This window comes from Microcoleus sp. B4-D4 (assembly GCF_036705185.1).
In the GTDB taxonomy this organism is placed as follows: Bacteria; Cyanobacteriota; Cyanobacteriia; order Cyanobacteriales; family Microcoleaceae; genus Microcoleus.
Map to the genome: position 1 here is coordinate 1 of NZ_JAUBTX010000042.1, position 11,188 is coordinate 11,188.

General features: G+C 45.0%; 10 protein-coding genes. 5 read left to right on the forward strand and 5 right to left on the reverse strand.

Annotated features, from left to right (window positions below):
- Positions 1 to 481: 481 nt before the first annotated feature.
- Positions 482 to 1,852, reverse strand: a complete 1,371-nt coding sequence (gene trxB, locus QUB13_RS23725) for a thioredoxin-disulfide reductase (RefSeq protein WP_333385620.1) — start codon at positions 1,850 to 1,852, stop codon at positions 482 to 484.
- 428 nt (positions 1,853 to 2,280) lie between these two features.
- Here trxB and QUB13_RS23730 point away from each other — a divergent pair, with 428 nt between their 5' ends.
- Together QUB13_RS23730 and QUB13_RS23735 are read left to right on the forward strand one after the other, a co-directional pair.
- A complete protein-coding gene (locus QUB13_RS23730) occupies positions 2,281 to 2,448 on the forward strand; it encodes a hypothetical protein (protein WP_333385623.1) in 168 nt (55 codons plus the stop codon).
- Between the two features lie 24 nt (positions 2,449 to 2,472).
- On the forward strand, positions 2,473 to 3,492 hold the full coding sequence (locus QUB13_RS23735; protein ID WP_333385626.1) for a methyltransferase domain-containing protein: 1,020 nt from the start codon (positions 2,473 to 2,475) through the stop codon (positions 3,490 to 3,492).
- Between the two features lie 115 nt (positions 3,493 to 3,607).
- Here QUB13_RS23735 and QUB13_RS23740 read toward each other — a convergent pair whose 3' ends face one another.
- The 4 genes from QUB13_RS23740 to QUB13_RS23755 form a co-directional block, all read right to left on the reverse strand.
- Positions 3,608 to 4,528, reverse strand: a complete 921-nt coding sequence (locus QUB13_RS23740) for a hypothetical protein (RefSeq protein ID WP_333385629.1) — start codon at positions 4,526 to 4,528, stop codon at positions 3,608 to 3,610.
- A gap of 29 nt (positions 4,529 to 4,557) precedes the next feature.
- The gene (locus QUB13_RS23745) at positions 4,558 to 5,676 is read right to left on the reverse strand and encodes a GGDEF domain-containing protein (protein ID WP_333385632.1); all 1,119 of its coding nucleotides are present in this window, start codon (positions 5,674 to 5,676) and stop codon (positions 4,558 to 4,560) included.
- Between the two features lie 403 nt (positions 5,677 to 6,079).
- Positions 6,080 to 6,343, reverse strand: a complete 264-nt coding sequence (locus tag QUB13_RS23750) for a hypothetical protein (protein WP_333385635.1) — start codon at positions 6,341 to 6,343, stop codon at positions 6,080 to 6,082.
- Positions 6,340 to 6,834 carry a DUF427 domain-containing protein gene (locus QUB13_RS23755; RefSeq protein ID WP_194066609.1) on the reverse strand — a complete coding sequence of 165 codons (495 nt, stop codon included), beginning with the start codon at positions 6,832 to 6,834 and terminating at the stop codon, positions 6,340 to 6,342. Before QUB13_RS23755 ends, QUB13_RS23750 begins: the two co-directional genes overlap by 4 nt.
- A 951-nt stretch (positions 6,835 to 7,785) precedes the next feature.
- Between QUB13_RS23755 and QUB13_RS23760 the strand changes: the two genes are divergently transcribed.
- From QUB13_RS23760 to QUB13_RS23770, 3 genes are all read left to right on the forward strand, one after another.
- A complete protein-coding gene (locus tag QUB13_RS23760; protein ID WP_333385639.1) occupies positions 7,786 to 9,744 on the forward strand; it encodes a cation:proton antiporter in 1,959 nt (652 codons plus the stop codon).
- 257 nt (positions 9,745 to 10,001) lie between these two features.
- Entirely contained in the window at positions 10,002 to 10,235 is a 234-nt protein-coding gene (locus tag QUB13_RS23765; protein WP_333385641.1) for a hypothetical protein, read from the forward strand.
- A 236-nt stretch (positions 10,236 to 10,471) separates the two neighbouring features.
- Entirely contained in the window at positions 10,472 to 10,951 is a 480-nt protein-coding gene (locus QUB13_RS23770) for an NUDIX domain-containing protein (RefSeq protein ID WP_333087834.1), read from the forward strand.
- Positions 10,952 to 11,188 lie beyond the last annotated feature (237 nt).

Below are 11,188 nucleotides of genomic sequence, written 5' to 3' on the forward strand. Positions count from 1 at the left end.
AAGGAAGAAGGAAGAAGGAAGAAGGAAGAAGGAAGAAGGAAGAAGGAAGAAGGAAGAAGGAAGAAGGAAGAAGGAAGTTCGGCAACGAGCAATTTACGGGATGTAACGGATGTAACGGATGTAAGTCCGTCGGAAGAAGGAAGAGGGAAGAAGTCATTAGTCATTAGTCATTAGTCATGTTTTCCTGTCGCCTCCGAGCTTGCCGTACAACGTCATCAGGAAGAGGGATGAAAGGGTTTTAGCAATTAAGAATTTTCTAAGTGTCGGGCGCGGTTGCCATAATTGCGATCGACAAATATGAGACTTTTCGATTTTAGTAGCACCTAGGCGAAAAAATCCGCAACAGTCAAAAATTCTCTCCCTTAGTCGCCGAATACTAACTACCCGCTGTGACTCAAGAAACCGGGTTTTTTTGTGGGTTATCGAGCTACAACAGGTATTTTCGTGAAAAACCCGGTTTCTAGCAACCCGCGAGTAAGTCCTACAAATTACTGGCAATTAACTCGCGGTACTGACTTTTTGGCTTAACTCCTTTGAGTTCGACTACCAATTCTTTGTCTTTGAAATACTGAATCGTCGGCGTACCAGTCACGCCACCATTTTCAGCAATTTCTGGATCTTCTTCAATGTCGATTTCCACATAGTGAATTTTGCCCTCGAACTCATCTACGACTTTGCTCAAAATCGGCTTGAGACTGTGACAAGGGCCGCAAGTCGGAGCGGAGTATTTGACCACAATCAGTCGATCGCTATCGTGGAACAACTTCCGCAAAGCATAACCTCCTTCATGCCGCGTGTCTTCGATATCAAAATTCTCATCGGTTTTGCGGACTTTTGGAGCTTCCGGCGCAGAGGCTGGCTGCTCGGATTCCTCGGTTTGATGGAATTCCTGGGTTAAAGCATTGACCGATAGCCAACGCTCTGCTAGCATCGCCCCCATGCAGCCGCTACCTGCTGCAGTAATGGCTTGGCGAAACTCGTGGTCTTGCACGTCGCCCACGGCGTAAACTCCCTCGACGCTAGTTTCTACCGTGCCGTGTTTGGTGGCGATGTAACCTATTTCGTCGAGTTCTAGCTGACCTTGGAACAGTTGAGTGTTGGGAGTGTGACCGATCGCGTAAAACAATCCCTTCACCTGCAAATCTGTTTCAGCGCCCGTCTCGACATTTCTAATTTTCAACCCATCCATTTTGCTCCCGGGCACTCCCAAAACATCTACAGCTTCGGTGTTCCAGTGCACGGTGATTTTGGGATTGCTCAGCACTCGGTCTTGCATGGCTTTGCTGGCACGCATTCGATCGCGCCGCACCAGCATATTTACGTGAGAGCCGTATTTTGTCAAATAAATAGATTCTTCCGCTGCGGTATCGCCCGCGCCGATGACTGCTAAATCAACTCCTTTAAAAATTGGGGTAGCGCCGTCACAAATCGCACAGGCAGAAATGCCGTGACTCCAAAATACGTGTTCGCTAGGCAGACCCAACCTTTTTGCTGTTGCGCCTGTAGCGATTACTATGGTGTGGGTTTTGATTTCTCGGTCTTCCGATCGCACTGTAAATGGACGATTCGTTAAATCAACAGAAATTACATCTTCGGTGTATAATTGAGCACCCCAGCGTACTGCTTGAGCTTTCATCCGATCCATCAGTTGCGGCCCGGTGATGCCTTCGGGAAAGCCGGGGAAGTTTTCGACTTCTGTGGTGGTCATCAGTTGACCGCCGGGGACGCCTCCCGCTTGGTAGCCTTCAAACACTACGGGTTTCAGGTTGGCCCTCCCGGCGTAGATGGCTGCGGTGTAGCCTGCGGGGCCTGAGCCGATAATCACTAAGTTTTCTACGGTTTGTTCGGTCATAGCTTTTAGTCAAACTCATAACGACTTCGTTTTATCAATTCTAGCAGAGAGCGAGCGTATTTCTATTTTTGAGGGCGATGAGGGCGATCGGCACAACTCAAGGCTGTTGGATAAGCAAAAATAATCAAACAACTAATCTTGTTTTAAATGTTCAATCAATCTCCGAAAAACCCCAAAAATAGGCCCCCTTGACTATTGATTCCATTCTCATTTACTTGACGAATTTGCGCCGTTTGAGCTATTATACAATTCCGATACTCAAGCGGTGCTATAACTATTTTTTGTACTTAGACGCTGAAACCTTTTAAAATCGTAGAATAAACGAACTCAACTAATGCGATTCATACAACTTTGCTATGCAAAATACGCATTTTCTAGTTTAAGAATTATAACGAAAATTTAGGCGGATTTGACAAGATACAGTTTTTGTGATATTGAAGGTGCGGTGGGGGAATTTGGATGAGGATTTTTCACCGCAGATGCAGCATTTATCAGAAAGATTAGGTGTCGCTTATTGGGCATCGGCCAAACAGGGCATAGGGCATAGGGCATCGGCAAAACAGGGCATACCTCACAACGCGATCGAGCCGTTATAAGATGGAATTTTGCTTTTTAAATTTGTGGATAATACCAAGATATTGTTTGTTTGCAGCCGGAATAAGTGGAGAAGTTTAACTGCCGAGAAGATATGCGAGAATGTTGGCGGCTTGAGTGTGCGATCGGCTGGAACGGAAAAAGGTGCCAGAATTAGAGTGACTGAGGGTTTGCTGGGTTGGGCGGATTTGATATTTGTGATGGAGAAGAAGCATGGCGATCGACTTGCTAGCAAGTTTCCCGCAAGTCTTAAAGGCAAAAAAGTTATTTGTCTGCAAATCGCCGATAATTACGAGTATATGGAACCGCAGTTGGTCGAAATTTTGCAGGCGAAGCTCGGTTCGTATCTGGTGGAAATGTCAGACAGTAGGACAGGTTTTATGCAGCGCGTTCTAGAGCCGGAGGTTATGGATTCTTGGGAAGAAGCTGTTGAGTATGACTCGATGGATTTTACTGAGGTGAATGCGGCTTTTGCTAAAAGTGCGATCAAATTAGGGCCGATGTCTGGGAAAATCTTAGATGCTGGGACTGGTACGGCGAGAATCCCGATCGCCATTGCTCAAATGCGCCCTGCTTGGGAGTTGACTTGCATCGATATGTCGGCAAATATGCTGAAATTAGGACTGGAAAATGTGTCTGAGGCGAATGTGCGATCGCAAATTAGTCTCGAATTAATTGATGCTAAGGCAATGCCTTACCCTGACAATTATTTTGACATGGTGATTTCTAACAGCATTATCCACCATTTGCCCGATCCGCTGCCGTTTTTGCGCGAAGTTCGACGAGTCTTAAAACCGAATGGAGCAATATTTTTGCGGGATTTGTTCAGACCTGAAGATGAAGCAATCAGGGATAATTTAGTTGAGATGTATGCGGGAGATTGCAACTCGCATCAAAAACAGTTATTCAGCGATTCGCTGCACGCGGCTTTTACTCTGGCTGAAATACAGACAATGATGGAAACTGCAGGATTGGAAGGTGTGAGGATTTATGAATCTTCGGACAGGCACTGGACGGCTGAGCGTGCTTGGTGCGAGACTTTGTAAACTGGGACGATCGGTTGCAAATATCTACTTTTGGGCAGGAAGAATTAGTATGATTGAACCGCGAAGACGCGAAGGACACGAAGGAAGAATAGGGAAGAAAAAGCCAGAATCAGCGTTAGGGTAATGGAATTATGCGGCGCATGAGGTTTCCCCTAATGTCTTCATCCAACCACTCAAGTGCATCGGTTTCCCAGTAGGCAGTTGCTAGTGGCAACCAACCAAAAAAAGAGCCATGTCCACCGCAAATGGAGCATCCGCCGTCTCCGCCTCGGACTGTATGTTTGTCGCTAATTACCTCGCCATCGTAAGGATTTTGAGCGATGTGGAGTCCCAAAAGGTTGGGCTGCAAGTGGAGTTTCCAGTCGGCTGCCTTGTCAGTTGGGTAGCAATCGCTAGGATTTAAGTCTCCCCAGCGAAATAGAGTGGTACTTCCGGCACCGCAAGCATACTCCCATTCGTCGAAAGTTAGCAAGCGCAGTCCTTCAGTCGCCAATTCAGTCGCGAGTTCTTCATGCGTTTTGCTCGTAATTTGCCAAGCCTCAATCGAGCCATCCTCAGCACGATCGAATCCGTATCTATCGTTACATATCATCCTCTGCCTGTCTGGAAACTCTTTTAATAAATTCTGGATTTTAAGTGACTCCGAACTAATTGCCTCAAGACCGATTTTTGTTGGTTTAATTTCTACAAGCATCGGCGAAAATGTCACCTTTCGAGGAGGTGTAGTGACGCTTTGGACGTAAGAGTATATATCTCGATCGATCTCATACACCTCGGCAGTATCTTGAAATGATTCAATTTGCTCGTCTGTCGGGCGAAAGTTGCCGACTTCGCATCCAATTTGAACCTCACCCCCTGGCATCAGAGAAAATAAAGCTCCTCCATACTCGAAAATGGCAATAGAGAGTTCGCTGCCACCATCAGGGTAAAATCGCAAACCTTTAAAAATTACTGACTGTGGCAGATGTGCTGCTAATTCCTGTGAGTAGCGATTTTTTTTTTCGTCGCTCAAGTTTTGCCATTCCTGCAATTCCATAAGCCAAATGTTCCTGAACTCAACCTCTTCTACTTATCTAATTTGATATTACCTAACATTACTCGATCGCGCCCTCGGCCTTTAGCTTCATAAAGCGAACGATCTGCAGATTCAATCAAATCTTTTTTTGAAATTTCCAGTTGAGGTACCGTACTCGATACTCCCAAACTCAGTGTAACATAACCAGAGTTTGGCGATTTAATATTTTTAATTTCAAGTTTTTTCACCCTGACTCGAATTTGCTCTGCAATCCAAACAGCTATTTCAGACGAAGTTCGGGGTAAAATTACCGCAAATTCTTCACCTCCGTAACGAGCCACCAGCGTCTCCCGCAAAACTTCGCCTGTTGAGTAATTTACCGCCTCAACAATAGTTTTGGCTACCTGTTGCAAACAAGCATCTCCCGCCTGATGTCCGTAAGTATCGTTGTATGTCTTAAAAAAGTCAATATCGCATAAAATTAAAGATATTTCTGCTGCTTCTTCTCCCAGATTTTGCCATTTTTCCTCTAAGTATTCATTAAAACATCGTCGGTTAGCAACCTGAGTTAAACCATCTGAATTTGCAAGGCGATACAATTCCAAATTAGCTGCTGTTAATTGAGAATTTGCTGCTTCTAACTCCGATTGCGTGACAGATAAATTATAATAAAGTTCGCTAATATACCAAGTAGCTTGTTGGTGGATTTGAGATAAAGCTACTAACACTTGATGCACGTCTAACAGTCGGTAAACTTGAGGCTCTAACTGCACGACAATCGGTTCGTAAAGTTGTTCCGGCTGTCGCTGCACTGCTCGCTGAGCTGCCATGACAATTAGGGCGACTCCTGGTAAAATCAAAATATCGGTTTTAGCTATTTGATACAAAGCCGCAATCGGTCGGCAAGCAAATATATCTACTCCGTAAGGGCGGCTCATGCGTTCCGTAAATCGCCTGCGAGATATCATCCCTAAAAATTCGCCATTTACGGTCAAGATAACTCCCGGAAGCAGCGGGTGAGACTGAAACAACCGAGCTACATCTTTGGCAATACATGAATGTTGAACCTGAACATTAAATACAGCTAGATCTTTAAGAGTAGACTCTAAAGATAAATTTTTAGGTAGTTTTTCGGGTTCTAGGGGTGGCGTGATAAATTTAGCAAACACAGCGCATATCCAAAATCAACTATAAAGCAGGAACAAATCTACTGTCAACATTTTTTCGAGATTAACTTAATATACTATAACTGGTTGTATTGTGAATTAAAATAAAAAAATGTCGCTTATCTCAGGAGTCTATTGATTCATTAATTGATATTCATGTAATTGTATAACAGTTAAATTATGGATCGTATTTAACTGTGAAATTTCACTGGAGAATATTAACCCCCATACTTTTCAAGAGTTGACAGTTGAGGGCGACTTCAGCCAGCGAATTTTTAGAATAGCGCAGCCCAACCAAGTCTTCGGGTTGACGAAACGACAGTTACCCGATAGTCGATCGCTTTTAAGATGGCCTGCGAGGGAAATTAATCGGGGAGCATCTCCTGCATCGCAAAAAGGATTTTTTTTACAGTGCGAGCGTCCCCGCTCGCACTACAAATGCCAAACACCAGATGCACCCAATTAATTGTTTCTTTCGCCTGACAATGAGAAGGCTTTCAACCGATTTTTTTGCAAAAACTAGGTTGTTAGCACCACTATAGCGGTTCTCAAGCGTGGTGAGGATAGCCCAATTCCCAATTCCCAATTCCCAATTCCCAATTCCCAATTCCCAATTCCCAATTCCCAATTCCCAATTCCCAATTCCCAAACTCAAAACTAATTCTCTCACCAACCCCAAGTTCCCATTCCTCCCTTAAACGGGCCGACAATATCTTTAGTAATCCAACCGCCGTAAAAATCTCCTGGTTGAGCTTGCACTAATTCTCCGTCCACATAACAGGCATCCATCTTGCTAGGATAAAAAGCCACATAATCTTTAATAGCTGCAAAAACCTGATTGGGTTCGGGATAAAACCAAGCAGCATTTACTACTTCCTTTTCTCCCACCGTCACAGTGTAATAACCTGCTTGTCCCTTCCACTCGCACCATGAGCCCCGTGAAGTTTTGTGCAAATATTGCATTTGGATATCCTCGGGGGAGATATAGTAGACTGGAGGGTGACTTGTCTCCAACACCCGCTGAGGATGTCGCGTGTCGGCGATCGTCACTTCATTAAAAATAATCTGTACGTGTTTGGTCAATTCCTCAAGGCGAGGGGGACGAGGGTAATCCCAAACAGACTCTTGACCAATGCCAGGTTCTATGCGATCGAAGTTCACTTGCACAATCTCCCCTGCAAAAAAATAATTAGGGACTGAGCGTTATCAAGCTAGTCCTAGTCCAAATAGTGCCTTAATTTGACGCCAAAGTCAAGTTTTTACCTCTATTTTAGGATGCTTTACTCAAAAATTGCGGACAAATGCTTTACTTCAAAACAGTAATTTGTGATTATATAAATTTCAGTAAACTCGATCGCAGTTTCGCAGACAAAGACAAAATTTTAGATTAGCTGCGACACAAAAATATCTGCGTCCATCAGTGTTAATCGGCTTGAAATCTGCGGTTTATCCATCAATCAAATGTTTTTGCAACTCAAGCCTGCTGTCCCAATTGTCCGATTTAACTGATATCTGCCTTTCAAGCGTTGAAAAAACAGAGATTAAACCATTTTTTCAGAGCCCCCTATTCCTAACTATACCCTTTTTAAAGAAGGTGAGAAGTCAGTCGATTTTAGATACTGCGGCTTGCTTCGACTCTCTTCGACTACGCTCAGAAAAAGACGCTGGATCACAAGTCGCGATCGTACAAGTTTTAGATTGGGGATTGAGGGATTGAGGGATTGAGGGATTGAGGAATAGCTGGCTGGATGCCTCATTTTTTGCTAGAACTACTATACCAATCAATCTTATTTGTGCGAGGTACAGATTGGGAATTAGTAATTCTCAGGAATTATCAAATATTTGCCGAATTATAACCTAATTTTAGCTATTGAGCCTAAAAGCCTTCAACTTTCAGCCTTTGGGAATCTACTTTCAGAAGGAGCTACTGGCATCTTTGACGCTAAGAGAATTATCTGATAAAGTTATAGCCAATATTAAGGTTTTTTAATCTTATTAGCAAAAATCTAGGGTCGTGCCGAGTTTGTAGGGGCGCAAAATCTAGCGCCTGTAATCACATAACCCCCGATCGCACTTTGAAAACGGATAGGGCAGCCTGTCATAATTAGATCTATGGAAACCCCCTTTAACATCACCCTGTTGATGGTCATGACCGTCACCTGTGGCATCAGCGCTCAAGTTCTGGCCGCTTATCTGAAAGTTCCGGCGATCGTATTTTTGCTGCTGTTCGGCATTTTAGCAGGCCCGGATTGCTTGGGAATCCTGCATCCCAGTCTGTTGGGAAACGGCTTGGAAGTTATGGTATCCCTTTGCGTAGCCTTAATTCTGTTTGAAGGCGGCTTGAATTTAGAATTGCGAGACTTGGGCAAAGTTTCTGGAAGCATCCGCAATTTAGTTACTTTCGGCACTTTGATTACGCTAATTGGTGGCGGAATGGCCGCGCACTGGCTGGGGGAATTTCCCTGGCCGATCGCCTTTCTGTATGCTTCTCTAGTAGTCGTCACAGGCCCGACAGTCATCGGCCCTTTGCTCAAACAAGTATCCGTTGACAAAAAAGTCGCCGCCTTGCTAGAAGGCGAAGGTGTTTTAGTCGATCCCGTTGGGGCGATTCTGGCAGTATTGGTACTGAACGTGGTTTTAAACGGCAATACCGACTTGCTGATTTTGTTCAGAGATTTAATGGTGCGGCTTGGTGTTGGCACAGTTATCGGAGTTACCGGAGGTTGGCTGCTAGGCCTCATTCTCAAACGAGCGAAATTCCTGTCAGAAGACCTCAAAAATTTAGTAGTTTTAGCCGGTTTGTGGGGATTATTCGCGATTTCAGAACAAATCACCAGTGAATCGGGACTGATGGCGGCCGTACTATCGGGCATAGTGCTCAGAGCCGCTTCAGTGCCGGAAGAAAGGCTGCTGAGGAGGTTTAAAGGTCAGCTCACAGTCCTCTCTATATCCGTACTTTTCGTGCTGCTGGCGGCTGATTTATCACTCGAAAGTGTGGTCGCCCTCGGTTGGGGGAGTGTGTTTACAGTTTTAGCTTTAATGTGGATAGTGAGACCAATTAACATTTGGCTTTGCACCATCAACAGCGGGCTAAACTGGAGGCAAAAATTATTTGCTTGTTGGGTAGCGCCGAGGGGAATTATTTCCGCTTCAATCGCCTCTTTATTTGCAATTTTGCTCACCCAGCGAGGAGTCACCGGCGGGGATTCAATTAAAGCCTTAGTTTTCCTCACAATAATTATCACAGTTTTTTTACAGGGATTGACTGCAGGCCCGATCGCTAAAATTTTGGACATCACCTTAAAATCAGCTACCGGTGCCGTGATTGTGGGATCAAATCCTTTGAGCAGATTAATTGCTCGCTTGTTTCAAGAACGGGGAGAATCTGTCGCCATTATCGACACAGACCCGGAAGCTTGCCAACAAGCAGAAAAAGCAGGTTTGCGAGTGTTCTTAAGCAGTGCCCTGGATCACAGCATTTTAGAAGAAGCTGGACTTGATTCGATGGGAACTTTTTTGGCAATGACTAACAACGGTGAAGTAAACTTAGTGTTAGCTCAACGAGCAGCCGAGGAATTTGCACCGCCGAGGGTTTTAGCAATGTTTCCCAAAGATCCGCAGGGAAATGCGCCCGCAAATCAGAATAAAATCAATCAAGCTTTTGTCTCCGATTTGCCGCTGAAGGATTGGAATGAATATTTGAACAACAGCGAAGTAAAATTGGGCGAAACCGAGTTAAGAAGTGAGGGATTGAAGTTTCAGATTGCTCACTTGGAAGCTTTGGTGCAAGGCGGGGAATTAGCGCCGCTGCTAGTGGAAAGACAGGGATACTTGCAAGTAGTGTCTGCCGCCCAAATTTGGGAAGCGGGCGATCGAATTATTTATTTGCTGCACGATCCAACACCGAAATTGCTAAAAAGATTATCTGGTGGGTCGCAGTCTCGCTTAACTTTAGAAAAGCATCAGGTAGTCGAGAAAGTGCCGATTCCCGATCCAGTTTTAGAGCCTGTTTTGAAAGAAGCAGAAATAGTAAAAGAGGCTGAAATTTTGCCGCCGCCAGTTTCGCGTTAGGGGCATTAACCTGAGACTTCGAGCGATAGAACAACCGCAAATGTGAGGCAGATGCAACACTGATTAACGCAGATGCTTTTAAAGATGGTTTGTGACTTGTACGCGAAGTTTCATCGATGAGATATATCTGTTGGCAGCCGTATTGCTGTAATATTTGTTTAACCGCGCGATCGGGAGCATCTGGTGTTTTGCAAAAAGCATTTTTTTGATTGTAGTGCGAGATGTCGCGAACTCGCACTATAAATGCAAAACACCAGATGTTCCCGCGCGATCGATATGCCACAAAATGGGCACTATCTACCGCCCGCCAAAAGTCGGCAACCCATCTCGCTTGCTCAGAGGTACTGTTACAGTTGGAAAACCTCGATCGACTAGAGATTTTTCTAATTCCCGCTAGTCCGAAGCAGCAGCAAAATATTCAGGCAAAATCAGAGTTGGCAATGGCACGATCGATTTTAGATTTTTCGACTTCGCGATCGAACAAGTTTTAGATTTTAGATTTTAGGATTGGTGGCTCATCGATTCTAGATTCTAGATTTGAGATTGGCGATTGGCGATTGGCGATTGGTGGCGCGGGGTGGTAGGATTTGATATTTAAGATTATTGGATTGGTGGCCAGGGGATGCTACGATATGTTTTTCAAGTTCACAAACGCTTGAAAAAGCACTCTTTGGATGGCTAACACCTGTCGCCGGTTAAACTTTTTGCTTGGGGAATATCTACTTCTATGGCTCGCGAGCCGATTCCAACATTGTATTTTACCCTAGTTGTCGTTCACTTAGAAGACCGTTTTCTATTGGTACAAGAGCGCAAGTACGATCGACAGTGGTATCTCCCAGCAGGGCGGGTGGAAAAAGGGGAGACTTTGCTCGATGCTGCTGTTCGCAATACCGTCCAAGAAGCGGGCATTTCTGTGATCGTGGAAGGAATTCTCAGGGTAGAGCATACGGTGATGCCTAGGGGGAACGTGCGCCTCCGAGTCATTTTTGTGGCTCGTCCTGAAGATAAAACACCGCCTAAGAGCAAGCCGGACGAGTATACTTTGTGTGCTGGTTGGTATTCTCTCAAAGAATTAGACCAGTTGTCGCTGCGGGGAGAGGAAGTTCGGGAGATGTTTCAGTATCTGGCAAGCGGGGCTCCTATTTATCCGATCGACTTGCTGAGCATTGAGGGAGCTCCTTTTAAAAATTACCGCTATCGCTGGTGAATCGAGGGAGTAGTTTTGAGATTCCAGCTACAGCCCCGAATTTTGAGTTGTGAGTTTTTGTGATGGCGTTTCCAATTCGGTTACGCCGATAGATCTGTGCGAGCGATCGTGTTTAATTGGTTCAGCCCACAGCAGGGGTATGACAACAGCGCAGTCTGTGCCATCACCTCCAGCAGCAATAGTTCTATGAATCCGCCAGATGGCCTGATGCCCCGAATACGATTCTCAGCAATAACT

What these genes read in the sequence shown, in the direction of transcription:
- trxB (WP_333385620.1), bottom strand. Translation starts at nt 1,852, where the DNA reads ATGACCGAACAAACCGTAGAAAACTTAGTGATTATCGGCTCAGGCCCC.
- QUB13_RS23740 (WP_333385629.1), bottom strand. Translation starts at nt 4,528, where the DNA reads ATGGAATTGCAGGAATGGCAAAACTTGAGCGACGAAAAAAAAAATCGC.
- QUB13_RS23760 (WP_333385639.1), top strand. Translation starts at nt 7,786, where the DNA reads ATGGAAACCCCCTTTAACATCACCCTGTTGATGGTCATGACCGTCACC.
- QUB13_RS23765 (WP_333385641.1), top strand. Translation starts at nt 10,002, where the DNA reads ATGTTCCCGCGCGATCGATATGCCACAAAATGGGCACTATCTACCGCC.
- QUB13_RS23770 (WP_333087834.1), top strand. Translation starts at nt 10,472, where the DNA reads ATGGCTCGCGAGCCGATTCCAACATTGTATTTTACCCTAGTTGTCGTT.